Here is a 22,219-nt window from a genome sequence, read left to right as displayed (position 1 = left end):
GGTCAGCGCAGCGCGGGGATCGTGCTGTCGTCGGTCATGTCGACGTCCTTGGTCTCCGGGCCGAGGAAGCCGCCGAGGCTGATCAGGGCGCCGGCGAGAACGATCAGGACCGCCGGGGCGAGGTGCCCCGGCATGAAGTCGTCGAGCTGCCGCAGGTAGAACTGGTAGAACGCGGGGATGACGATGGCGAGGCTGTAGCCGACGCCGTACCCGGTGGACCGGATGGTCGCCGGGAACCGCTCGGTCAGGTACGCGGCGATCGGGCCGAACGTGCCGACGGTGAAGACGCCGATCAGGACGGCCCAGCCGAGCACCGCGCCGAATCCGCTGTCCATGGCCATCATCAGGGTGTAGGCGCCGGCGCCGATCGTCAGGACCGTCAGGCCGTAGCCGATGTAGAACCGCCGCCGCCCGATCCGCTGGGACAGGATGCCGAGGAACGGGTAGGCCACCGCGGCCGACGCGTTGATCACGAGCATCGTCACCGTGACCTCCTTGCTCGACAGGTCGAGGTGCGACTTGAGCTGCGCGGGCGTCACGGCGGCCTCCATGTTGGTCGCCAGCCATGTCCCGGTCATCAGGATGAACACCTGCGCCAGGGCCCGGGGGTAGCGCCTCACCAGCCGCACGAACGGCATGCCGTGCCGCTCGCCGCTGCGCTCCGTGGGCGGCTCGTGCACCTGCTTGAGGTAGTAGCGGAACAGCACGGCCGCCAGCAGCGCGCCGATCACGAACGGGATCCGCCAGCCCCACTGCACGTAGCTGCTGTGCAGCCCGGCGGAGGGCAGCGACTGCAGGAGCAGCAGCGTGATCGCGGCGATCACGGCGTACGCCCAGGGCGAGGTCGAGGTGATGAGGGAGGCGTAGAGGCCGCGCTTGTGCCGCGGGCTCCACTCCATCGCCAGCGGCACGGCGGTGGTGTACTCGCCGCCGAGGAAGATCCCGTCGATGAAGCGGAGGAAGATCAGCAGGCCGATCGACCAGGCCCCGATCGTCTCGTGGCCCGGCAGGCAGGCGATCAGCAGGGTGGTGACGCCGAAGCCGCCGACCGCGACCAGCGTGGTGACCTTGCGCCCGACCGTGTCGGCGAAGTGCCCGAAGACGAGCGCGCCGAGCGGGCGGCCGACGAGCGTCGAGGCGAACACCAGCGACGACAGCAGCGCCGTCGTGCCCGCGCTCAGGGACGCCGACTGGAAGTAGATCGTCGCGGGCGCCAGCACCACGATCGGCAGGTAGATGTCGAACTGGTCGACGAAATAGGCGAGCGCCCCGCCGCGGACGGCGGCGCGGACCTTGGTCATGTCCGGGCCGTGCGACGGATGCGCGGGGCCTGCGGCCGCCGGTCGCGGCGCTTCTGCGTGGGACGGTGTGGACATCGCGTCCTCCGGTCTGTGCTGGCGGATGCCCGGGTGGGGAGCAGCGCCAGAACTCTGAACCTTGAGTTCACAAAGTGAACATGTAGCACCGTTAACGTGTGATCTGGACAACACAAGCACTTGAAGCAGGATGTTCAGCCTCGTATATTGAACAGCGACTTCAAAATACGAACGAAGGTGGCCAGATGAGCCCACGTCCCGCCATCGCCTCCGTCCTGGACGGGCTGGTCGACATGCACGTCCACTCCGGGCCCAGCCCGTTCCCCCGCCGCTTCGACCACGTCGAGGCCGCCCAGGACGGAGCCCGGATCGGACTGCGCGCCATGGTGGCGAAGTCCCACCACCACAACACCCAGATGGACGTCCTGGCAATGAAGGGGCGGCTGGCCGGCGTCGCGGCCACCGTCTACGGGGGCATCGCGCTGAACAGTACCGTCGGCGGGCTCAACGTCCACGCGGTGCGCATGTGCCTGCGCATGGGCGGCAAGGTCGTCTGGTTCCCGACGATCTCCTCGGGCCGGCACATCGAGTGCCACCCCGAGGACGGGGCGTTCCCGACCACCACCGTGCCGCTGACCCTGGAGCGCATCGACATCGTCGGCGAGGACGGCGCGCTGAAGCCCGAGGCGATCGAGATCCTGGACGAGATCAAGGAGCAGGAGGCCGTCGTCAACGGCGGCCACATGTACCCCGCGTCCATCCGCACACTGTTCCAGGCCGCGCGGGAGCGCGTCATGAAGCGGATGGTCGTCAGCCACCCCGACTTCGTGATCGGCGCCGAGCCCGACCTGTGCCGCGAGCTCGTCGAGCTCGGCGCGTTCGTCGAGCACGAGATCGGCATGTACGACCCCGAGGGGAACATGAAGTGGGACCCCAAGCGGCTGATGACCTGGATCGAGACGCTCGGCCCGGAGCACACGGTGCTCTCCTCCGACTTCGGGCAGGCGGCCAACCCCAAACCGGTGGACGCCTGGATGCGGGTCGCCGGCGCGCTGCTCGACCTCGGGCTGCCGGAGAAGGACCTGCGCCGCATGGTCCGCGACAACCCCGCCCACCTGCTCAACCTCGACGCCTGAAAGAAGGGACCCACCATGGCCTACGGGAAGGACGACCCCCGCTCCTCGCTCGCGACGGCATCGCGACCGGACAGCGGTGCCCCCATCGCGGCCCCGCAGTACTTCGACTTCCGCACGCTCGCCTCGCCGGACGGCACGTCACCCGACGAGCGCACCGCGATCGTCCGCGGCCAGAACGTCATCCTCGTGCACACCTTCGCGCGCGCGGGCGACGAGCTCGGCAACGGAACGCTGGACGGTGAGCTCGTCGTGCTGGCCATCGGCGACTCGCCCGCCTTCTCGGTGATCACCGACGACGGCGCGACCAAGATCGATGAGCCGGGCCTGGTGGTGGTACCGCCCGGCGCCTCCAAGCTCACCGTTGAGGGCGACGGCCCGCTCATCCGCCTGATCGAGGCCACCGAGCCCGACTGGAGGGACCGGCCCGCCAACGCGGACGCCTACGCGGAGGACCACCCGCGCGTCGCGCTGCTGGAACGCTGGCCGGAGCCGCCGGCCGGGCCGGCGGTGCGCTTCTACCGGCTGTCGGAGGTGCCGAAGGACTCGGGCCGGTTCGGCCGCATCTTCCGCACCCGCTCGTTCATGGTGAACTTCATCCCCGAGGTCGACGGCCCGCGCGACCCGCACAAGCTCTCCCCGCACACGCACGACGACTTCGAGCAGCTCTCCCTGGCCGTCCAGGGCGAGTACGTCCACCACATCCGCACCCCGTGGCTGCCCGACAGCACCGAGTGGCGCGACGACGACCACGTGCGGATCGGCAGCCCGTCCGTCGCGATCATCCCGCCGCCCACCGTGCACACCTCCGCGGCCGCCGGCCCCGACCGGAACCAGCTGATCGACATCTTCAGCCCGCCGCGCACCGACTTCTCCGCCAAGCCCGGCTGGGTGCTCAACGCCGACGACTACCCGATGCCGTGACCGGGACGCGACGCACCGGTGCCGGGCTGTTCGCGCCGGACCGGACCGGTACCCCGCTCGGCACCTGGCTGAAGATCGCCTCGACCGAGCCGTCCGAGATCATGGCGTACTGCGGGTTCGACTTCGTCGTGATCGACCTGGAGCACGCGCCGCTCGACCTGACGATGGCGTACCGGCTGATCAACTCGGCCGCCGCGCTCGGCGTGGTGCCGCTGGTCCGGGTGCCGGACGGGACCCCGTCCACGATCCAGAAGATCCTCGACGCGGGCGCCCTGGGCATCCTCGTGCCGCACGTCGACACCGTGCGGCAGGCCGAGGCCGTCGGGCGGGCGTGCCGGTTCCCGCCGCACGGGACCCGCGGCGCGGGCGGCACCAGCCGCGCCGGGGCGTGGGGGCTGCGCCCCGCCGCCGACTACCGGGCCGCCGGGAACGACGACGTGCTGTGCATCCCGCAGCTCGAAAGCGTCGACGCCGTCAAGGCGGCGCCGGAGATCCTCGCGCTCGACTCCGTCGACGCGGTGTTCGTCGGCGCCGCGGACCTCTCGCTGTCGATGGGGTCCACGCCGGCCTCACCCGAGGTGCAGGACCTGATCGGCTCGGCGATCGGCGCCGCGCACGCCGCGGGCAAGCGCTGCGGGCTGGCGTTCGGCGGCGTGCCCGAGCGGGCCGCGCAGGCGGTGCGCGACGGGTGCGGCTTCGTCGTGCTCAGCAACGACGCGTCGATGCTGGCGGAGGCCGCGCGAGGGCTGGTCACGAAGTTCCGGGAAGCGGAAGGGAGCTGACGATGCGGGCCGCCGAGAAGGTCATCATCACCACCGCGGTGACGGGGTCGGTGAACGTGCCGTCGCAGAGTTCCCACCTCCCGCTGTCCGCCGGCCAGGTGGCCGACGCCGCGCTGGAGGCGATCGAGGCCGGTTCGGCCATCGTGCACCTGCACGCCCGGCGGCCGGACGGGCGGCCCACGTTCGAGGTGGAGGTCTTCGAGAAGATCATCGGGCGTATCGCCGCGCAGAGCGACGCCGTCCTCAACATCACCACCGGCGGCTCGACGGCGATGACGATGGAGCAGCGGCTGGCCGCCGCCCTGCGGTTCCGGCCCGAGCTGGCGTCGCTGAACATGGGCTCGATGAACTTCGTGTTCTCGGGGATCGCCGACCGGGTGAAGGAGTGGAAGCACGACTGGGAGAAGCCCTACGTGCTCAACACCTACGCGCACCCGTTCATCAACACCTTCGACAAGATCGAGCACACCCTGCGGACGCTCGGCGAGCACGGCACCCGGTTCGAGTTCGAGTGCTACGACATCGGGCACCTGTACTCGCTGGCGTACTTCGCCGACAAGGGGCTCGCCCGGCCGCCGCTGCTCATCCAGGGCGTCTTCGGCATCCTGGGCGGCATCGGCGCCGACCACGAGAACCTCGAGCACATGGTGCGGATCGCCGACAAGCTCTTCGGCGACGACTACGCGTTCTCCGCCTTCGCCGCCGGCCGCGGCCAGATGCAGTTCGCCACCCACGGCGCATGGCTCGGCGGCCATGTGCGGGTGGGCCTCGAAGACAGCCTGTGGATCGGCCGGGGACGCCTCGCGGAGAGCAACGCCCAGCAGGTGACGAAGATCCGGGGCGTCATCGAGGACCTGGGCAAGGAGATCGCCACCCCGGCCGACGCCCGGAGAATGCTCGCCCTCCGGGGCATCGACGGCGCCGGCGGGAGCACGACCCCATGAGTACGACCCCATGAGCACGCGCCACGACCGAGACCAGGAAAGGGCCCACCGACCCATGTCTCCAGCCACCACAGAACCGCCGCTCGCCGGCAAGGCCGTCCTCATCGTCGGGGCGAGCACGGGGATCGGGGCCGCCACCGCGCGCCTCCTCGCCGCGGACGGCGCGTCCCTCATGCTCGTCGCGCGCAGCAAGGCGCCGCTCGCCGAACTCACCGACGAGCTCACCTCGGCCGGGCACGACGTCGCGTACACGACCGGCGACGTCTCGGTCCCGGCGGACGTCGCCGCGTTCGTCGACGCCGCCGTGGCGCGGTTCGGCCGGCTCGACGGGGCGTTCAACAACGCCGCGATCCCGGGGAGCGGGCGCCTCGACGCGGTCACCGAGGAGGACTTCGACCGGATCATGGCCGTCAACGTGAAGGGCACGTGGCTGTGCCTCCGCGAGGAGATCCGCGTCATGGAGGCGCAGGGGTCCGGCTCGATCGTCAACATGAGCAGCATCGGCGGCCTGCGCGGCAGCTCCGGTTCGGGCGCCTACCAGGCCACCAAGCACGCGGTCATCGGCCTGACCCGGACCGCGGCCCACGACTTCGGGCCGCTCGGCGTCCGGGTGAACGTGCTGGCCCCCGGCCCGATCGAGAGCGCGATGCTCGACCACCTGCGCACGCGGATCCCCGGCGGTGTGGAGGCGCGGATAGCCGCCACGCCGCTGCGCAAGGCGGGGACGGGGACCGAGGTCGGAGCGACCGTGTCGTTCCTGCTGAGCGACCGGGCGAGCCACCTCAGCGGGGTCATCCTCCCGGTCGACGGAGGGTTCCTCACCTGAGCGGTGCGGCGCCGCCTCGGCGCCGCACCGGCCCCGGCCCGCTCACCGGCCGCGGGTGGCGGCGCCGGGGCCGCCCGCCTTCTCCGACAGTGCCCTGTCCAGGAGGGGCGCCGCGGTCGTCGCGGCGTGGATGCCCACCACGCTGGCGATCTCCAGGACCTCCATGATCTCCTCCGCGGTGGCGCCGTGACGCAGCGCGTTGCGCATGTGGAGCTTCAGGCCCGGCTGGTACAGGTGGGTGGCCGAGGCGTCGAAGGCCACGTAAATGAGCTCCTTGGTCTTCGGCGGGAGTGTGCCCGTCGTCCAGGGGACCGAGGAGAAGTCGAGGTAGGCGGCGAAGAGTTCGGGGTCGAGTTCCAGCAGGCCGTCCCAGAACGGGTGCCAGTAGCCGCGGTTGGCGACGAACTCGGCCTTGAGACGCTCGCGCTCCGCGTCCAGGGGGGCTCGGGGGTGAGGGCGGTCATCGTTGCTCTCCGTTCCGTAGCCAGCGCACGATCTCGGTGTGGTCGGCGTCGCCGGGCAGGTCACGCGCCGCCTCGGCCCACAGCTCCGCGGCGGCCTCGCCGAGCCGGGCGGGGCGGCCGGACGCGGCGGCGAGCCCGACCGCCGTCCGCATGTCCTTGAGCATCAGGCCGAGGCCGAAGCCGGAGTCGAACCCGCCCGGCAGCACGTGGACCGGCCACTTGACCTGGGTGGATCCGCTGCGGCCGCTGGAGCCGTTGACGGCCTCCAGCATCACCTCGTATTTTTCGCGTGACGTCTTGACATGAATGGACGTTGTCAAATCTACTGGGAGCGCTCCCACGATTTCTCCGGTGGTGTGCGACGGGAGTGCGTGGGAGCGCTCCCATGATGATTGAAAGTGGGACTAAAAAGATCGGCGCCGGTCGTCGCGCGGTGCCTTCGGGGAAGGGTGTCGGACAATGAGCGTCAGAAGCGGGGACCCCCTCTCCCGGACGCGATCCGGAGAGGGCGAGCCGGAATCGGTGACCGGTGGCGCACAGCCCGCGACGTCCATCCGCTGGGGCCTTCACGTGTGGTGGATCGCCCTTCTGGCGGGAACGGCCGGGGCACTGGCCGTGCTGCTGTTCATGCCGCACGGGCGGGAGATCGGGGCCGCCTGGGAACTGCCGGCGAAACTGCTGGTTTTCGCCTGCCTGGCCTGCGGAATCGCGTTGTTCCCATGGCCGTCGAAGGTTCCGCACTGGGTGTTGTACGTCCCGTTCGCCTTCTTCGCCGGCTACCTCTTTCCGAGGATCAGCGGCTTCTACTTTCTGGACGGCGAGCGCGCCGATGCCGACAGTTTCTACACCCACCTTTACCTGCTGCTCTATCCGGGCCTCGTGCTGACCACCGCCGCCGCCTACCGGCTGGGGGGAGGGACGCCCGGCCGGTGCCTGAAGGTCGTGTTCACGGGCATCGTCGTCATCTTCTCCGGCTTCCTCGACCTGATGTGGTACGTCGTCAACCCGGTGGACCTCCCGTCCGAGATCGACGCACCGCACATCACCCTGCTCACCGGCGGGCCGATCTCGTTCGGCGCGACGGTCGCCTTCGCGCTCGCCCACGTCCCGCTCGCCGTCGCGTTCAACCTGCTGCCGCTCGACCGCTGGCTCGAACGGCTGCTCGGCACCGGGCGGACCCGTGCCTGAGGGGGGAGGGGACATCATGCCGACGCACGGGGACGCGTCCGGCCCCATCGGGATCTCCGTGGCGGCGCCCGCCTACAACGAGGCGGCGACCATCGCCGACGTGGTCACCGAATGGCAGGCCTACCTGCGGGACACCGCGATGGTCGGCGAGTGGGAGATCGTCGTCTGCGACGACGGGAGCACCGACACGACCGCCGACATCCTCGAAGAGCTTAGGGTCGGCTGCCCCGAGCTGGTCATCGTGCGGTTCGACCGCAACCGCGGGGCGGGCGCGGCGATCCGCGCCGCGATCGGGCACACGCGGCTGGAGTGGGTCCTGCTGCTGGACTCCGACGGCCAGTTCCCCATCGCCAACCTCGACCGGTTCCTCGGGCCCGTCCTCGCCGGCGAGGGCACGGCCTTCTCCGGCGCCCGCGTCCGCAAGGCCGACGGCGCCGCGTACCAGTGGGGTTCGGCGGCCAGCGGCGCGGTCAGCAACCTGCTGCACCGCACCCGCTACCGCGACTTCAACTCGATCTTCAAGCTGGTGCACGGGCCGCTGCTGCGCGCGCTGCCGCTGGAGGCGGGCGGGATGAACTGCTCGACCGAGATCACCGCCCGGGTCGCCGAGCTCGGCCGCACGTGGGTGGAGATACCGATCGAGCACCGGCCGCGCGCCGGCGGGGGACGCGGCTGGCGGTACTGGCGCGGGGCCCGGGACCGGGCGCTGCTCGTCGGCTACCTCGGCTACCGCCACTGGCTGCAGCGCCGTGGCGTGCTGCGCGCCCCGTCCGCGAACGAGTGGATCCGCCGGGAGGTCCGGTGAGCGCCCAGGTCGCGATGTTCAGCGGCGGGCGGGGCGGCGCCGCGATCGCGCGGGAGCTGCTGCGCGCGCCGGGAGTCCGGCTGACGCTGCTGATCAACGGGTACGACAATGGGATGTCCACCGGCGCGCTGCGCCGCTTCCTGCCCGGGATGCTCGGGCCGTCGGACTTCCGCAAGAACCTCCTGCTGCATCTGGACGCCCGCGATCCGGGGCAGGCGGCGCTGGCCGCGGTCCTGGAGCACCGCCTCCCGGACGGGACGGCGCCGCGCGACCTCGCCGCGTTCGTCGGCGCGCTCGCGGTCGACCTCGTCGAGGGGTGCCACGCGCTGCCGCGCCGCCCGCGGCTGGCGATCGCCCGGGACCTGACCGCCTTCCTGGACCGGCTCGGCGCCGGCGCCGGGCGCTTCGACCTCGCGGACTGCGCGCTCGGCAACCTGGTGTTCGCCGGCGCCTACCTGCGGCTGGAGAGCGACTTCAACGCCGCGGTCCGCGCGTGCGCCGCGACGTTCGGGTCCCCGGTGCGGCTGCTGAACGTGACCGGAGGCGAGAACGCCCACCTGGCGGCGCTCAAGGAGGACGGGCGGCTGCTGGCGGACGAGGCGGAGATCGTCGCGCCGCAGGACCCGGCACCGATCAGCGACCTGTTCCTGCTCCGCGACCCGGTCCGCGACCGGGACGCGCTGGAGGCGATGCCCGCCGCTCGAGTGCGGCGCGTCCTCGCCGGCCGCCGCGCCGAGGTGTCGCCGAATCCGGCGGCGCTGGCGGCGATCCGGGACGCCCGGCTGATCGTGTACGGGCCGGGCACCCCGCACTCGTCCCTGTATCCGAGCTACCTCACGCCGGGGGTGGCGCAGGCGGTCGCGGCGAACCGTGCCGCGGCGAAGGTGCTGGTCGTCAACATCCGGGAGGACCACGACGTCCAGGGCCTCACCGCGTCGGACCACGTCGCCCGCGCCCTGGCCCATCTCGGCGACCCGTTCAACGAGCGCCGGACCGTCACCCACGTGCTGTGCCACGAGGGCGCGGGCGACCGGGCCGTGCCGGTGGACGTCCCGGAGGGCACCTGGGGCCGGGCCCGGTGGATCACCGCGGACCTGGCCGAGCCCGCGCGTCCGGGCACGCACAGCGGGCCGCGCACCGTGCGCGTCCTCACCGCCCTGGCGGGGCTGCCCGCCGCGACGCCGCTGGAGGAGGCCGGATGATCTGGCTCTGCGATCTCGACGGCACGCTCGTGGACTCCGCGCCGGTCCACGCCGCCGCCTTCCGCGCCGCGCTCGCGGAGACCGCGCCCGGACTGCTCGGCTCCTTCCGCTACGACGCCCACGCGGGCGCGAGCACCGACCGGGTCGCGGCGGCCCTGGGGCTCGGCACGGACGACGCGCGGCGGCTGACCGGCGCCAAGCGGCGGCACTACCGCGCGTACGTCGACGCGGGGAGAGTGCGGGTCTTCCCGGGTGCGCGCACGTTCCTCGCGGCCCTCGCCGCCGGCGGGCAGCCCGCGTACCTGGTCACGAGCGGCAGCCGCGGTTCGGTCGAGCGGGTGCTGGCGGCCTGCTCGCTGGGCGGATGGTTCCGCGGCGTGCTCACCGGCGACGACGTCCCGGTCAGCAAGCCCGACCCGGCGTTCTACCTGCGCGCCTGCGAACGGTGGGGCATCGGGCCGGACGAGGCGGTGGCCGTGGAGGACTCGGCCCACGGGGTGGCGTCCGCCGTCGGGGCCGGGCTGGCGACGTTCCAGGTGAACGCGGCCGAACCCGCCCCCGGAGCGGTCCATCTGGGCGGGCTGGACGACCTCGTCGCGCTCGCCGGGACGGGGGCCCGGCCGTGAACGGCTCCGTCTGCGCGGTGATCCCGGCGGCCGGGCGCGGCACGCGGCTCGGCCTGGACGTCCCGAAGATCATGGCGGAGATCGCCGACGGGGTCACCGTGTGGCATCTGCTGCACCGCACCCTGCGGCCGTCCGTCGACCATGTGCACGTGGTGATCGCGCCCGGGGCGGAGACGCGGTTCCAGCGCCTCGCCGCCGAGGAGATCGCCCGCGGCGCCGTGTCCGTGAGCGTGCAGCGCGAGCCGACCGGTATGGGCGACGCCGTCTTCGGGGCGTCCGGGCACTGGGAGTCCCACGGCGGGATCCTGGTGGTCTGGGGCGACCAGGTGAACCTGTCCGGGCGGACGGTGCGCCGCGTCGTGGACGCCCATCGGCGCGCGCCGGGGCTGACGATCCCGCTCGTGCCGATGCCCGACCCGTACGTCGAGTACGAGCTGTCCGGCCGCCGGCTGCTGCGGGTGCGGCAGTCCCGCGAGGGCGACGCGTGCCGGCCGGGCGGGCTCGGCGACGTCGGCGCGTTCTGCCTGGCGGCGGGCGGGCTCGCGGCGGCCTGGCGGGACTACCTCGCCGCCGCGGCCCGCGGCGCGCGGACCGGCGAGGTCAACTTCCTGCCGTTCCTGACCTACCTGTCGCTGATTTGCGGCCGGGAGGTCACGGCGGTGCACGTGGACGACCCGGACGAGGCGCGCGGCATCAACACCCCGGCGGACCTGGAGTTCGCCAGGCGGCGGTACGCGGAGCGCGCCGGGTGAAGCCCGCCCGCATGAGGTCGCCGCTCGGCGGGCACGGGTGGGCGGCCGGGCCGACGCTGCTGAGCAGCCTGGCCAGCGCCACGGCCGCCGGGACCACCCTCGTCATCGCCCGCGGCGCGGGCCCACGGGAGTTCGGGCAGTTCACCCTGGTGCTGACGATCGCGCTGATCGTCGCCGTGGGCATGCTGATGAGCCTGCACTACGTGCTGCTCCAGGAGCTGCCGCGCGCCCGGCCTGCGGAGCGCCCGGCCCTGGCGGCGACGGCGTTCCTGTCCACCCTCGCGCTGGGCGGGGGCGTCGCCGCCGCCGGGGCGCTGCTCGCACCGCTCCTGGCCGTCCCGCTGGGCGTCGACGCCCGGACGCTGTGCTTCTCGTTCGCGCTCGCGCTGTCGCTGGCGCTGAACCAGCTCACCGAGGGCCTCCTGCGCGGCCTGGCACGGTACCGGTTCGTGGCGTCGCTCAAGCTGGCGGTCGCCGCCGCCTACCTGGCCGGCTCGGCGTTCTGCCTGCTGGTCCTCGGCATCCGCGACGCGGAGGTCTACCTCCTCGCGCTCATCGCCACGAACGCGGCGTTCGTGCTGGTCGCGCTTCCCGGCCTGGGGGTCGTCCCGCGCTCGTGGACGCGGGCGGCGGCGCGCTCGCAGTACCGGCTCGGCGCCTACATGACCGTGATCGCCGTGCTGACCGGCGTCCTGTTCGGCATCGACGTGATCTTCCTGAACCGCTGGGCGGGCCCGGACGACGTCGGCGTGTACTCGGTCTACAACGGCTTCCCGAAACGGCTGCTCGGCGTGCTGTTCACCGACGGGGTCGGCCTGGTGCTGCTGCCGGCGCTCGCGGTGGCGGACAAGCCCGCCGCGCTGCGCCGCATCGCGCGGATCACCCCGCTGGTCGCGGCGGGCACGGCGGCCGCGGCGTTCGCGGCGAGCACCGTCTTCTTCCTCCTGCTGGGCGGCGGCTACCCCTACTCGCTCGGGCTCATGGCGCTGTCGGCGGCGGGCATCGGCGCGCACACGGTCTTCAACCTGTACTCCGTGGCCCTGTCGATGGACGGGGTGAGGGGCGCGCGGCTCCTCGTCTGCTGCCTCGCCGCGGGCACCCCCGTCGCCGTGGCGTGCCTGGCCGCGTGCGTCGCCCGGTGGGGGCTGACCGGGGCGCTGGCGGGCTTCGCGCTGGGCAATGCGCTCCTCGTCGCGATCGTGGCGACCGCCGCGGCCAAGACGTACCGGCGTGCGGACGCCCCTGAGACGGACGCCCCTGAGACGGACACCTCTGAGACGGACACGGAGACGGACACAGTGGAGGCGCAGCGGTGAGGATCGCCTACGTCATCAACCAGTACCCGCCGAACGTCACCACCGGACTCGGCAGGTACGCGGAGATGATCACGCCGTACCTGGCCCGCGAGCACCGGCTCGCCGTGTTCACGCTGAACGACGGCCGCCTCCCGGTGCGCGACGCGAGCGGGACGGTCGCCGTGTACCGGCCGCGCGGCCGCGTGCTCGGCGCGATCGGCCGCCGCCGGCGCCTCAACCGGACCCGCAGGGCCGAGTTCCTCCTGCTCGCCCTGAACGTCGTGGCGAGCAACTGGCGGTACTTCTCGCGGCTGCGGCGCCTCGACCGGAAGGAGCGGCCCGACCTGGTCGCCGTCCACGACACGACGAACTTCCTGTGCGGCCTGCTGTGCCACTACGCGCTGCGGCTGCCCGTCGTCCTGCACGTTCACACCACCGAGTACGGCGTCGCCCCGCAGCGCACGATCACCGACCCGCTGCACGTGTTCGCGGCGGTCGAGCGGTGGCTGGCGCGGGTCGCGCGGCGCGTCGTCGTCCCCACCCCGGAGGTGCGGGACCAGCTGGCCGCCGCCGGCTGGGACCGGACGCCGATCGACGTCGTCCCCCTGGGCGGCACGTTCGAGCGCATCCTGGCGGACCCCGCGTTCGACCGGGACGACCTCCGCCGCGGCGCCGCCGCCCTCCGCTCGCGCCTCGGGATCGCGCCGGACGACCCGGTGCTCCTGTTCGTCGGGCGCCTCGAACGGCAGAAAGGGATCTACGAGCTGCTCGACGCGATGCGCAGCATCTGCAAAGAAGCGCCCGAAGTCTGCCTGGTGGTCGTCGGCGACGGGGACACGGCGGGCGTTGAGCGCATCGTCGCCGAGACGGGGCTGGACGGGCACGTCCGCACCTCCGGCGGGTTCGTCGGCGGGCGCGCGCTGCTGGAGTACTACGAGATGGCCGACGCCTGCGTGTTCCCCTCCCTCTTCGAGCCGTTCGGCCTGGTCGCGACCGAGGCGATGGCGCTGGCGAGACCGGCGGTCCTCGGCGCCGGGTTCTCCCGCGTGTTCCTCGGCGACGCGGACGCCCCCGCGGCGCGCTTCGTCCGCGGCACCGGTCCGGACGCCATCGCCGAGGCCGTGACCGGGGTCCTGGCCGACCCGGCCGTCCGGGCGGACCTCGCCCGGCGCGGGGAACGGCTCGTCCGGGACCGGCTGGGCTGGGCCGGGAGCGCCGAAGAGACACTCTCCGTCTACCGCGCGGCGCTGGAGGCCCGGCCATGACGACCGTCTCCCTGATCGTCCCCTGCTACAACGCGGCGAAGACGCTGCGCCCGTGCCTGGAGGCGGTGCTGGCCCAGACGCGCCGCCCGGACGAGATCGTCGTGGTCGACGACGCGAGCGGCGACGGCTCCGCCGCGATCGCCGCCGCGCACGGCTGCCGCGTCGTGCGGCTGCCCGAGAACCGCGGGGTGTCGGCCGCGCGGAACGCCGGTGTCGCCGCCACCACGGGAGACGTCGTCTTCTTCCTCGACTCCGATGTCGCGCTGCGCCCGGACGCGGTGGACAACGCGCTGCGCGTCCTGGAGGACGACCCGGACTGCGGATGTGTCCAGGGCGTCTACGAGCCCGAGCCGCTCATCGACGACGGGCCCGCGGAGTGGTACCGCATCCTGCACGCCGCGTACTGGCGCCGCCGGCACCTCGGCGACGTCACCGGCGTCGTGTTCGCGCTCGCCGCCATCCGCCGCGACGTGCTGCGCGCCGTGGGCGGGTTCGACGAGACGCTGCGCGACTGCGAGGACGTCGAGTACGGCGGCCGGCTCGCGGGCACCTGCCGCGTCGTCCTCACCGACGCCGTCCGCGGGCACCACGACGACGCGAGCCGCCTCCTGCCGATCCTCGCCGAGCAGTGGCGCCGGGCCGTCCCGCTCGTCCCGCTCGCGCTCACCGCCTCCAGGCGGGGCGGCGGGCAGCCCGAGCACGCCAACCGCCCGGCCGGCATCCTCGCCTGCGCCCTCGCGATGGCGACCCTCCCGGCCGGCCTGCTGCACCCGGCGCTGCTCGTGCTGCCGCTCGCCCTGCTGGCCTGCTTCGCCGCCGCCGACCCGGGGCTGCTGCGCTTCGTCCACCGGCGCCGGGGCGCCGCGTTCACCGCCTACTTCATGGCGGTGCACCTCGCGGTCCACCTGGTGTTGGTCTCGGGCCTGGCCGCCGGTTCCCTCCGCCTCCTGGCCGGCCCGCGCCGGGCTCGGCGCGCCGCGGCCCTCCGCTAGCTAGCCGGTGTGCGCCGATTCTGGATTCGCCGAAGGGGTGGACGAGGCCCGTCGCGCACGGATCGCCTGGCGTACCGACAATGCCACGGCCAAGACCACGAACCCGAGTATCACCATGGTGACGGGCCGCCCGAGCACGTATCCCGAATCGCCGTCGGAGTAGGCCAGGGTCTGGCGCAGCGAGGTTTCCAGCGTGGGCTGGAGGACGACGGCGAGCACGAAGGGCGCCATGCTGAACCCGGCCCGGCGGAGCACGAATCCGAGGAGGCCCGCGACCAGCATGACCATGACGTCGAACATCGAATTGTTCTCGGCGTACACCCCGACCACGCACAGGCCGATCACGATCGGCATCAGCACCTGCGGCGGGACGGACAGCAGGCGCGTGAAAAGGCCCACCATCGGAAGGTTCAGGACCAGGAGCGCCAGATTGGCGATGTACATCGCGGCGATGACCGTCCAGAACAGATCGGGCTGGTCGTTGATGAACGTCGGCCCGGGGACGATGCCGTTGAGCAGCAGGGCGGCGAGCACGAGCGCCATCGTCGGGGCGAACGGGATGCCGAGCGCCAGCAGGGGGATGAAGGCGGCGCCCGCCGCCGCGTTGTTCGCCGCCTCCGGGCCGGCCACCCCCTCGACGGCGCCCTTGCCGAACTTCCCGGGGTGCCGGGAGATCTTCCGCTCGGCCACGTAGGAGGCGAACGTCGACAGCACCGCGGCCGGGCCCGGCACCAGCCCGAGCAGGAAGCCGATCACCGAGCCGCGCACCGCCGCGGGAGCCGCCTCGCGCGACTCCGTCCGGGTGGGCAGGAGCTGCCTCAGCTTCGGGGCCTTCACGGTTTCCGGACGCCACCGGCGGCCGGTCGTGCTCAGCGCCTCCGCGACGCCGAACACCCCCATGACCAGGGCGATGAAGCTGAACCCCTCGGCCAGGCTGCCGGTGCCCAGCGTGAACCGCAGATCGCCGGCGGCCGGGTCGATGCCGACCGTGCCCACCGCCAGCCCCGCGCAGATCATCGCAACGGCCTTGGCGGTGGAGCCGTCGGAGAGCGCCGCGAGCAGCAGCAGCCCCGCGACGCACAACGCCATGTACTCGGGAGGACCGAGTTCGACCGCCACACCGCTCAGCCACGGGGCGAACACCATGAGGCCGACGATCGCGACGGTCCCCGCCACGAACGACGAGACCGCCGCGATGGTCAGCGCGGGACCGGCCCGGCCCCGCCGCGTCATCGCGTGCCCGTCGAGTGCCGTCACCACCGACGACGACTCGCCGGGCAGGTTGAGCAGGATCGAGGTCGTCGACCCTCCGTAGGTGGAGCCGAAGTAGATGCCGGCGAACAGGATGAGCGATCCCGTCGGACCGAGCTGCGTCGTCATGCCCAGCAGGACCGACATCGCGCCGATGGGGCCGATGCCCGGGAGCACCCCGACGACCGTGCCGAGCACCACGCCCACCAGCGCGAGGAGGACGTAGGTCGGGTCGGCGAAGGAGGCGAAGCCGGTGCCGAGGTTGCCGATCACGTCCGCCATGCGTTACTTCTTCCTTTCGTTCAGACCAGGCCGAGCGTGCCGGCCGGCAGGGGGACGTACAGCAGCCGTACGAAGACCAGCCAGGCGATCGCGCCGAAGGCGACGCCGAGGATGGCGGCGCGGGTCCACCGGGACAGGCCCATGATCTTGGCGGCCAGCCCGACGGTGACCGACAGCGTCACGATCATGCCCACCGTGGCGCCCACGACCGGCACCAGCGAGGCGACCGCCAGGACGCCGCCCACCCGCGCCCAGTGCACGTCGTCGTCCTCACCGTCCGGGGCCGCGCCGTCCTCGGTGGGTTCCGGGGGCTCGGTGCGCGGCGTCCCGCCGCGGCTCTGCACGAGGACGGTGGCGCTGGCGGCGACCAGCACCACCGCGACGACCAGGGGGAAGAAGCCCGCCCCGGTGTCGGCCATCGTGCCGATCCCCTCCCCGAGGGCCAGCACGCCGTACACCACGCCCAGCACCAGGAGCCCGCCGCCCACGAGCACGTCGGACGTGACTCTCAGGGGGATGCGCCTCATCGTCATTCCAGCGGGAGCAGGCTCTTCGCCGCGGTGGACTTCTGCGACAGCCGCGCCTTGGCCGCCTTCCCGTCGGCTCCGCTGACGACGAGGCCCAGGTTCCGCGCGGTCTGCGTGAACTTCGGGCTCTTGATGGCCTCGCCGAACACGCTGGTCAGCTTCTTCTGCGCCGCGTCCGGCATCCCCTTCGGGGCGACGACGACGTTGTACGCCTCCCACTCCAGCCGGATGTTCTGCTCGGTGAAGGTGGGGATGTCAGGGGCGAGGTCGACGCGCTCGGCCGTGGCGATCCCGATCGCGCGGAGCTTCTTGGACGTCAGCTGCGCCTTCGCCCCGGCCAGCTGCATGACGCCCACGTCGACGTTGCCGCCCAGCAGGGCCGTGGTCGTCGCCTGGTCGCCGTCGAACTTGACGTGCTTGAACTTGGCGCCCGTCAGCTGCTCGAACTTCTTGGCCGGAACCGCGTAGTTGAGCGGTCCTTCGGCGATCGTGACGGCGCCGGGGCGGGCCTCGGCGGCGGCGACCAGGTCACCCAGGGTCTTGTAGGGCGAGTCGCCCGGGACCGCGAACAGCACCGGCGAGGTGGTGGCCTCGCTCAGCACCGTGGCCGCCTCCGGATCGTAGGAGACCTTTTCGGTATGTGGAATCAACGTCATCGGCCCGTCCGGAACGAGGCCGATCGTGTAGCCGGCCTTGTTGGCCTTGAGCACCGCGGTCGTCCCGACCAGGCCGGCGCCGCCCGCCCTGTTCACCACCTGGAGGCGCTTGCCGAGCTTGCCCTGCTCGTTGACGGTGTCGGCCAGGGCGCGGGCCGTGGTGTCGATCGCGCTGCCGGCCGGGTAGGGCACGATGAGCTGGACATCGCGCGTCGGGTAGCCCTGCTGGGCGGTCGCCCCGCCGCAGGCGGCCGTGGCGAGCGCGCAGGCGAGGAACGACACCCAGGCGACGCTGCGGGGTTTCTTGACCGGACGAGCTTTCATGGGGCACCTCTTGTCTGACGGACCGATGCCCGATGGGGCGGTGACCAGGGCGATCGCGCCGCCGTCGCCACGTGCCCGCCACCTGGCCCAATGTCCATGACCTCGGTCCACTTCCGCGAAGGCCCCACCGTGTCACCGCCCGACGAAGTACGTCAAAGACGTGAACTCAACCCGACTCATTGTGCAGAGCAATGAGTCACCCATAGCACCCTGCAATGTGTCGCTCTTCGTTTTGCTCTTTGACGCACTAGGACGGCGTTGCTCAGGATGGGGCGCGGTTGCCGGAACAGCGAACGAGGGATGGTGCACCGGATGGATCTTCGTTACCCAGGGGCGCGCGACCTGCCTGGCCCGCCCCGATGAGCGGAACGGCGACGGGTTCGGGGACCGTGCTGTTCGAGCTCGCCGATGGCGTCGGCACCGTGACCCTCAACCGGCCCGAGCGCCGCAACGCGATCTCCTGGCAGCTCGTCGAGGACCTCCTCGCCGCCATCGAGCGGGCCCTCTCGGAGAACGGCCTGCGCGTCCTCGTCCTCACCGGCGCGGGAGCCGACTTCTGCGTCGGCGCCGACCTGGCCCGAGCCGCCTCCGGCAGCGCTCAGGACCAGGAGACGCGCACCCTGCGCGGACGTTCGGTGGACGACGACCTCGATCGCCTGAGCCGGGCCTCGGCCATCGTGGAGAGGCTCGTGTCCTTCCCGGTGCCGACGATCGCGGCCATCAACGGGGCCTGCGCCGGCGCCGGGCTGGCCCTCGCCCTGGCCGCCGACTTCCGGCTGGCGGCGGAGCGCGCGGCGTTCAACACCGCGTTCGTCAGCGCCGGGGTGTCGGGCGACCTGGGCAGCGCCTGGCTGCTGGCCCGCGCCGTGGGCGACGCCCGCGCGCGGGCGCTGCTCCTCGATCCCGCGAAGTTCACGGCCGCCGAGGCGTCGGAGTGGGGCCTGGTGACCGAGACGACGGCCGACCTGCCGGCCCGGCTGGGCGAGCTGGCGGGTAAGCTCGCCGCCCAGCCGCCGAGGGCGATGCGGTACGCGAAGGAGAACCTGGCGGACGCCCGGCTGGCCACGCTGCCCGACTACCTCCAGCGCGAGATGCCCCGCATGGTGGACTGCGCCCGCAGCGACGACGCGCGGCAGGCGGCCCGGGCCTTCCTGGAGAAGCGCAACCCGGTGTTCACCGGAGAGTAGGGACGGCATGACCACACCACTCGCGGGAATCCGAGTCGTCGAGTTCGGTCACTACATCGCGGCGCCCGCGGCGACGCAGCTGCTGTGCGACCTCGGCGCCGACGTCGTCAAGATCGAGCCCCCGGACGGAGACCAGGCGCGCGGCATCGGCGCCTACGGCGAGGGCATCGTCCTCGCCTTCAACCGCGGGAAGCGCTCGGTGGTCCTCGACCTCAAACAAGAGGCCGACAGGGAGACGGCCCTCCGGCTGATCGCCGGGGCGGACGTCGTCGTGCAGAACCTCCGGGCCGGAGCGCTGGCCCGGCTCGGCCTCGGGCCGGACGACCTGCGGGCCGCGCACCCCCGGCTCGTCTTCGTCTCGGTCAGCGGGTTCAGCTCAGCGGGTCCCTCGGCGCACCGGCCCGGCCTCGACATCGCCGCGCAGGCCGAGAGCGGGCTGATGTCGATCAACGGGGAGCAGGACGGCGATCCGCTCCGGGTCGGGTTCCCGATCGCCGACGTCGCCGCGAGCTACGCGGTCGTCCAGGCCGTCCTCGCCGCGCTCCTGCGCCGGGAGCGCACCGGCGAGGGCGGGGTGGCCGAGGTCTCCCTGCTGGACGCCGCGATCCATCTCCAGTCCGCCATGTGGGGCGAATGGCACGCCGCCGGCCAGGAGCCGCGGCGCAAGGGGAACGGGCAGGCGACCGTGGCGCCCGCCGCCGACCTCGTCCACACCTCCGACGGGACCATCGTCGTCTCGGCGTACACCCCCGAGCATTTCGCGCGGCTGTGCCGCTTCATCGACAAGCCGTGGATGCTCGACGACCCCCGGTTCGCCGACAACCCGTCCCGGGTGGCCAACCGGAAGGCGCTCCTCGCGGAGATCTCGCAGGCCCTCGGCGCCCTCTCGACCGAGAATTGCCTCGCGCTGCTGGCCGAGCACGGCATCGTCGCGGCGGAGGTCCGCACCTACCGGGACGTGGCCGCGGCGGCGGACGTGCACGCGAGCGGGATCCTCACCACGGGCATCGGCCCGGACGGCGAGCGCTACGCCGTCCCGTCCCTGCCCTTCGCTCTGGACGGCGTGGCGCCCGCGGCGGACCGGGCGGTGCCCCGGACCGGAGCCGACTCGGAGGCGCCCGCCTGGCGGGAGCCTTGACCCGTCCGTGAACCGACCGTTTGGATCGCCCTCATGAACGTCCGCGAGCTCGAATGCTTCCTCGCCGTCGTCGACCAGGGCAGCATCACCCGGGCCGCGTCGGCGCTCTACCTGGCGCAGCCGTCCCTGTCGCAGATCATCCGCCGGCTGGAGAGCGACCTCGGCGTCGAGCTGTTCCGCCGGGTCGGGCGCGGGCTGGTGCTCGCCCCGGCGGGCGAGGCGCTCGTCGGCCCGGCCCGCCAGGTGGTCCGCGACATGCACCGGGCGCGCCAGGTCGCCGAGAGCTACCGGGGGCTGGAACGCGGGCGGGTCGACCTGGCGATCTCCGCCTCGCTCACGACGAGCTTCCTCGCCGCGTGGGTGGGCCACTTCCGCCGCAGGCACCCGGGCCTCACCCTGCGGCTCACCCAGCACCACGGGGACACCGACGAGATCGTCGCCCTGCTCCGGACGGGCGAGGCCGAGCTCGCCTACACCGTCGCCCCCGTGACGCGCCAGGGCATCGAGTGCGTCCACATCGGCGAGGGGGAGGTCGTCCTCGCGCTGCCGCCCGGCTGGCGCAACGAGTTCCCCGACCCGGTCCCCATCGCCCTGCTCGACGGCCTCCCGATGATCGTCGACCGCGGGTTCGGGCGCCCCTACCTCGACTCCATCCGCGACACCGCCGCGGTCGAGCCCGCGGTCGTCGTCGACGTCAGCGAGCCCGCGGGGCTCGTCCCGTTCATCATCGCCGGCGCGGGGGCCGCGCTCCTGCCGATGCGCCAGGCGCTGGACGCGCGCCGCCGCGGAGCGAACCTGCGCATGATCGAGCCGCTGACCTCGCGGGCCATCTACGCCGTCACGCCCAGCACCCCGCTGTCGATGCCGACCCGCAAGTTCCTCGAACTCAGCAGGGAGAACCTCGACCGCTGGCAACGCGCCATCACCGCCCGCACCGACCGCGGCATGACGCTCCTGGAGGCCGCCATCGACGCCGACAGCGTCATCGAGACCGCCTACCAGCGCCTGGAAGAGACCCCCTACACCCTGAACCTCACTCCGGTCCCCCACCCCGGCGGCGACCTCTGACCGCAGGGATCAGGGGGTGCGCCGGCCCAGGATGCCTGCCGGGTCCAGTTCGCGCTTGAGGCATTCGGCGATGCGTTGGACGTGGCCCGGGCGTACGCCATCGCGCACCGGTACGAGAAGCTCATGGCCGGTCTCGACTGCTCGCCCCCGCCCCCGGCCGTCGCGAGCGGTGCCGAGGGCGAGGGCGCGACCCGGTGACGGGTCAGGGAATGATCCGGCGGGTGCGGAGGTCGGCGAAGATGCCGAGGAACATCTTCTCCGTGTCGACGAACTCGTGGAAGCCGAAGCGGCGGGCCTTGGAGCCGTCGGCGAACATGTCGTAGTCCCAGGAGAAGACGAAGTCGCCGAAGGGCCAGGAGACGAGCTGCTCGTACGGGTGCGGCTCCAGTCCGTGCTTCTCGGTCATGGACGTCCAGAGCGGCCCCTTGTCGGCCATGACCGTGTCCAGGCTCATGGGCAGGGGGTCGGACGCCTCCAGGTCGAAGAAGCGGGCGATCTTCGGCCACATGGAGCTCCAGCGGAAGAGGTCGCCGTTGTTGATGTTGAACGCCTGGTCGGCGCAGCGCTCGTCGGTCGCCGCCCAGACGGTGGCGCGGGCGAGCAGGCCGGCGTCGGTCATCTCCAGCAGCGACCCGTAGGCGCCGGGCTTGCCCGGGAAGCGCAGCGGCACCTTCAGCTCCTTGGCGATCGACGCGTAGACGGCGATCACCATGGCCAGGTTCATCGGGTTGCCGAGCGCGAAGCCGCAGACCACGGAGGGACGGATCGCCGACCAGGTCCAGGACGCGCCCTGCCGGCGGCGCTCCAGGAAGTCCTGCTGGTCGACGTTGAACTCCGGCGGCATGTGCGGCGCGTCGTCCTCGCGGGCCGGGGTCTTGAACGGGCCGAGGTGCGCCCCGTAGACCTTGTACCCCTGCATCAGGCTGATGTGGCGCAGGCCCTTCGCGACGGGTTCCACGGCGTCGACCACGTTGACGAGCATGGCCAGGTTCGGCGGCACCAGCTCGGCCCACGTCGGCCGGTCCTGGTAGGCGGCGTAGAAGATGTGGGTGACGTGGGTCAGCTCGCCGAGCCGCTTGGCGCAGTCGTCGCGGTCCAGCAGGTCGACCGACAGGTGGCGGACGCGGCCGGAGTCCGTCCCGCCGCGGCGCGACAGGCCGACGACGTCCCAGTCGCCCAGCTCCGCCAGGTGCTCCACCAGCCGCCGGCCGATGACGCCCTGGGCTCCGACGACCAGCGCCACCTTGGGTTCTGTCTGCATGATTTCCTTCC

At 72.5% G+C, this 22,219-nt stretch carries 23 protein-coding genes; 16 read left to right on the top strand and 7 right to left on the bottom strand.

The genetic code is table 11. The features are described from left to right. Positions 1-2 precede the first annotated feature (2 nt). Positions 3-1,301: an MFS transporter gene (locus ABGB11_RS39040; protein ID WP_347640550.1), complete on the bottom strand. Its 1,299-nt coding sequence runs from the start codon at positions 1,299-1,301 to the stop codon at positions 3-5. A 260-nt stretch (positions 1,302-1,561) separates the two neighbouring features. Here ABGB11_RS39040 and ABGB11_RS39035 point away from each other — a divergent pair, with 260 nt between their 5' ends. The 5 genes from ABGB11_RS39035 to ABGB11_RS39015 are packed head-to-tail and all read left to right on the top strand — an operon-like array spanning position 1,562 to position 5,925. Continuing rightward, positions 1,562-2,452, top strand: a complete 891-nt coding sequence (locus tag ABGB11_RS39035; RefSeq protein ID WP_347640549.1) for a DUF6282 family protein — start codon at positions 1,562-1,564, stop codon at positions 2,450-2,452. 15 nt (positions 2,453-2,467) lie between these two features. Beyond that, positions 2,468-3,373, top strand: coding sequence for a hypothetical protein (locus ABGB11_RS39030; protein WP_347640548.1), 906 nt, complete (start codon positions 2,468-2,470; stop codon positions 3,371-3,373). Next, positions 3,370-4,155, top strand: a complete 786-nt coding sequence (locus ABGB11_RS39025; protein ID WP_347640547.1) for an aldolase/citrate lyase family protein — start codon at positions 3,370-3,372, stop codon at positions 4,153-4,155. The genes ABGB11_RS39030 and ABGB11_RS39025 overlap by 4 nt, the downstream gene beginning before the upstream one ends. A gap of 2 nt (positions 4,156-4,157) precedes the next feature. Next, positions 4,158-5,099 carry a 3-keto-5-aminohexanoate cleavage protein gene (locus ABGB11_RS39020; protein ID WP_347640546.1) on the top strand — a complete coding sequence of 314 codons (942 nt, stop codon included), beginning with the start codon at positions 4,158-4,160 and terminating at the stop codon, positions 5,097-5,099. Positions 5,100-5,154: 55 nt separating this feature from the next. Next, the gene (locus tag ABGB11_RS39015; RefSeq protein WP_347640545.1) at positions 5,155-5,925 is read left to right on the top strand and encodes an SDR family NAD(P)-dependent oxidoreductase; all 771 of its coding nucleotides are present in this window, start codon (positions 5,155-5,157) and stop codon (positions 5,923-5,925) included. Between the two features lie 42 nt (positions 5,926-5,967). Here ABGB11_RS39015 and ABGB11_RS39010 read toward each other — a convergent pair whose 3' ends face one another. Both ABGB11_RS39010 and ABGB11_RS39005 read right to left on the bottom strand, forming a co-directional pair. Next, the gene (locus tag ABGB11_RS39010) at positions 5,968-6,453 is read right to left on the bottom strand and encodes a carboxymuconolactone decarboxylase family protein (protein ID WP_347640544.1); all 486 of its coding nucleotides are present in this window, start codon (positions 6,451-6,453) and stop codon (positions 5,968-5,970) included. After that, entirely contained in the window at positions 6,386-6,661 is a 276-nt protein-coding gene (locus ABGB11_RS39005; RefSeq protein ID WP_347640543.1) for an NAD-binding protein, read from the bottom strand. Before ABGB11_RS39005 ends, ABGB11_RS39010 begins: the two co-directional genes overlap by 68 nt. A gap of 187 nt (positions 6,662-6,848) precedes the next feature. Here ABGB11_RS39005 and ABGB11_RS39000 point away from each other — a divergent pair, with 187 nt between their 5' ends. Genes ABGB11_RS39000 through ABGB11_RS38965 form a run of 8 tightly spaced genes read left to right on the top strand, consistent with a single transcriptional unit; the run spans position 6,849 to position 14,514 of the window. Next, positions 6,849-7,577 (top strand): hypothetical protein, encoded by a 729-nt coding sequence (locus tag ABGB11_RS39000; protein WP_347640542.1) that lies wholly within the window; start codon positions 6,849-6,851, stop codon positions 7,575-7,577. 16 nt (positions 7,578-7,593) lie between these two features. After that, positions 7,594-8,382, top strand: coding sequence for a glycosyltransferase family 2 protein (locus ABGB11_RS38995; protein ID WP_347640541.1), 789 nt, complete (start codon positions 7,594-7,596; stop codon positions 8,380-8,382). Further along, positions 8,379-9,584, top strand: a complete 1,206-nt coding sequence (locus ABGB11_RS38990; RefSeq protein ID WP_347640540.1) for a 2-phospho-L-lactate transferase CofD family protein — start codon at positions 8,379-8,381, stop codon at positions 9,582-9,584. The genes ABGB11_RS38995 and ABGB11_RS38990 overlap by 4 nt, the downstream gene beginning before the upstream one ends. Next, positions 9,581-10,210, top strand: coding sequence for an HAD family phosphatase (locus ABGB11_RS38985; protein ID WP_347640539.1), 630 nt, complete (start codon positions 9,581-9,583; stop codon positions 10,208-10,210). Before ABGB11_RS38990 ends, ABGB11_RS38985 begins: the two co-directional genes overlap by 4 nt. Beyond that, on the top strand, positions 10,207-10,962 hold the full coding sequence (locus tag ABGB11_RS38980) for an NTP transferase domain-containing protein (protein WP_347640538.1): 756 nt from the start codon (positions 10,207-10,209) through the stop codon (positions 10,960-10,962). Before ABGB11_RS38985 ends, ABGB11_RS38980 begins: the two co-directional genes overlap by 4 nt. Beyond that, the gene (locus ABGB11_RS38975) at positions 10,959-12,278 is read left to right on the top strand and encodes an oligosaccharide flippase family protein (RefSeq protein ID WP_347640537.1); all 1,320 of its coding nucleotides are present in this window, start codon (positions 10,959-10,961) and stop codon (positions 12,276-12,278) included. The genes ABGB11_RS38980 and ABGB11_RS38975 overlap by 4 nt, the downstream gene beginning before the upstream one ends. After that, on the top strand, positions 12,275-13,522 hold the full coding sequence (locus ABGB11_RS38970) for a glycosyltransferase family 4 protein (protein WP_347640536.1): 1,248 nt from the start codon (positions 12,275-12,277) through the stop codon (positions 13,520-13,522). The genes ABGB11_RS38975 and ABGB11_RS38970 overlap by 4 nt, the downstream gene beginning before the upstream one ends. Continuing rightward, complete coding sequence (locus ABGB11_RS38965) at positions 13,519-14,514, top strand: glycosyltransferase family 2 protein (RefSeq protein WP_347640535.1); 996 nt, start codon at positions 13,519-13,521, stop codon at positions 14,512-14,514. The genes ABGB11_RS38970 and ABGB11_RS38965 overlap by 4 nt, the downstream gene beginning before the upstream one ends. On the opposite strand, the gene ABGB11_RS38960 is transcribed toward ABGB11_RS38965, so the two are convergent. Genes ABGB11_RS38960 through ABGB11_RS38950 form a run of 3 tightly spaced genes read right to left on the bottom strand, consistent with a single transcriptional unit; the run spans position 14,515 to position 17,554 of the window. Beyond that, positions 14,515-16,047 carry a tripartite tricarboxylate transporter permease gene (locus tag ABGB11_RS38960; protein ID WP_347640534.1) on the bottom strand — a complete coding sequence of 511 codons (1,533 nt, stop codon included), beginning with the start codon at positions 16,045-16,047 and terminating at the stop codon, positions 14,515-14,517. It lies immediately after the preceding gene. A gap of 20 nt (positions 16,048-16,067) precedes the next feature. Further along, on the bottom strand, positions 16,068-16,574 hold the full coding sequence (locus ABGB11_RS38955; protein WP_347640533.1) for a tripartite tricarboxylate transporter TctB family protein: 507 nt from the start codon (positions 16,572-16,574) through the stop codon (positions 16,068-16,070). 2 nt (positions 16,575-16,576) lie between these two features. Further along, entirely contained in the window at positions 16,577-17,554 is a 978-nt protein-coding gene (locus ABGB11_RS38950) for a tripartite tricarboxylate transporter substrate binding protein (RefSeq protein WP_347640532.1), read from the bottom strand. 359 nt (positions 17,555-17,913) lie between these two features. Here ABGB11_RS38950 and ABGB11_RS38945 point away from each other — a divergent pair, with 359 nt between their 5' ends. The 3 genes from ABGB11_RS38945 to ABGB11_RS38935 are packed head-to-tail and all read left to right on the top strand — an operon-like array spanning position 17,914 to position 20,947. After that, positions 17,914-18,741: an enoyl-CoA hydratase-related protein gene (locus ABGB11_RS38945; protein WP_347640531.1), complete on the top strand. Its 828-nt coding sequence runs from the start codon at positions 17,914-17,916 to the stop codon at positions 18,739-18,741. A gap of 7 nt (positions 18,742-18,748) precedes the next feature. Further along, positions 18,749-19,879: a CoA transferase gene (locus ABGB11_RS38940; protein ID WP_347640530.1), complete on the top strand. Its 1,131-nt coding sequence runs from the start codon at positions 18,749-18,751 to the stop codon at positions 19,877-19,879. 33 nt (positions 19,880-19,912) lie between these two features. Continuing rightward, positions 19,913-20,947 (top strand): LysR family transcriptional regulator, encoded by a 1,035-nt coding sequence (locus ABGB11_RS38935; RefSeq protein ID WP_347640529.1) that lies wholly within the window; start codon positions 19,913-19,915, stop codon positions 20,945-20,947. A 202-nt stretch (positions 20,948-21,149) separates the two neighbouring features. Here the strand turns inward: ABGB11_RS38935 and ABGB11_RS38930 are convergent, their stop codons facing one another. Continuing rightward, positions 21,150-22,208 (bottom strand): SDR family oxidoreductase, encoded by a 1,059-nt coding sequence (locus tag ABGB11_RS38930; RefSeq protein ID WP_347640528.1) that lies wholly within the window; start codon positions 22,206-22,208, stop codon positions 21,150-21,152. Positions 22,209-22,219 lie beyond the last annotated feature (11 nt).

Source organism: Actinomadura sp. B10D3 (genome assembly GCF_039871695.1).
GTDB classification, from domain to species: domain Bacteria; phylum Actinomycetota; class Actinomycetes; order Streptosporangiales; family Streptosporangiaceae; genus Spirillospora; species Spirillospora madurae.
This window is presented reverse-complemented; position numbering and strand designations above follow the sequence as displayed.

What these genes read in the sequence shown, in the direction of transcription:
- ABGB11_RS38985 (WP_347640539.1), top strand. Translation starts at nt 9,581, where the DNA reads ATGATCTGGCTCTGCGATCTCGACGGCACGCTCGTGGACTCCGCGCCG.
- ABGB11_RS38995 (WP_347640541.1), top strand. Translation starts at nt 7,594, where the DNA reads ATGCCGACGCACGGGGACGCGTCCGGCCCCATCGGGATCTCCGTGGCG.
- ABGB11_RS39000 (WP_347640542.1), top strand. Translation starts at nt 6,849, where the DNA reads ATGAGCGTCAGAAGCGGGGACCCCCTCTCCCGGACGCGATCCGGAGAG.
- ABGB11_RS38935 (WP_347640529.1), top strand. Translation starts at nt 19,913, where the DNA reads ATGAACGTCCGCGAGCTCGAATGCTTCCTCGCCGTCGTCGACCAGGGC.
- ABGB11_RS38960 (WP_347640534.1), bottom strand. Translation starts at nt 16,047, where the DNA reads ATGGCGGACGTGATCGGCAACCTCGGCACCGGCTTCGCCTCCTTCGCC.
- ABGB11_RS38955 (WP_347640533.1), bottom strand. Translation starts at nt 16,574, where the DNA reads ATGAGGCGCATCCCCCTGAGAGTCACGTCCGACGTGCTCGTGGGCGGC.
- ABGB11_RS39015 (WP_347640545.1), top strand. Translation starts at nt 5,155, where the DNA reads ATGTCTCCAGCCACCACAGAACCGCCGCTCGCCGGCAAGGCCGTCCTC.
- ABGB11_RS39035 (WP_347640549.1), top strand. Translation starts at nt 1,562, where the DNA reads ATGAGCCCACGTCCCGCCATCGCCTCCGTCCTGGACGGGCTGGTCGAC.
- ABGB11_RS38965 (WP_347640535.1), top strand. Translation starts at nt 13,519, where the DNA reads ATGACGACCGTCTCCCTGATCGTCCCCTGCTACAACGCGGCGAAGACG.
- ABGB11_RS38950 (WP_347640532.1), bottom strand. Translation starts at nt 17,554, where the DNA reads ATGAAAGCTCGTCCGGTCAAGAAACCCCGCAGCGTCGCCTGGGTGTCG.
- ABGB11_RS39040 (WP_347640550.1), bottom strand. Translation starts at nt 1,301, where the DNA reads ATGACCAAGGTCCGCGCCGCCGTCCGCGGCGGGGCGCTCGCCTATTTC.
- ABGB11_RS39005 (WP_347640543.1), bottom strand. Translation starts at nt 6,661, where the DNA reads ATGCTGGAGGCCGTCAACGGCTCCAGCGGCCGCAGCGGATCCACCCAG.
- ABGB11_RS38945 (WP_347640531.1), top strand. Translation starts at nt 17,914, where the DNA reads ATGAGCGGAACGGCGACGGGTTCGGGGACCGTGCTGTTCGAGCTCGCC.
- ABGB11_RS38930 (WP_347640528.1), bottom strand. Translation starts at nt 22,208, where the DNA reads ATGCAGACAGAACCCAAGGTGGCGCTGGTCGTCGGAGCCCAGGGCGTC.
- ABGB11_RS38940 (WP_347640530.1), top strand. Translation starts at nt 18,749, where the DNA reads ATGACCACACCACTCGCGGGAATCCGAGTCGTCGAGTTCGGTCACTAC.
- ABGB11_RS39020 (WP_347640546.1), top strand. Translation starts at nt 4,158, where the DNA reads ATGCGGGCCGCCGAGAAGGTCATCATCACCACCGCGGTGACGGGGTCG.
- ABGB11_RS39030 (WP_347640548.1), top strand. Translation starts at nt 2,468, where the DNA reads ATGGCCTACGGGAAGGACGACCCCCGCTCCTCGCTCGCGACGGCATCG.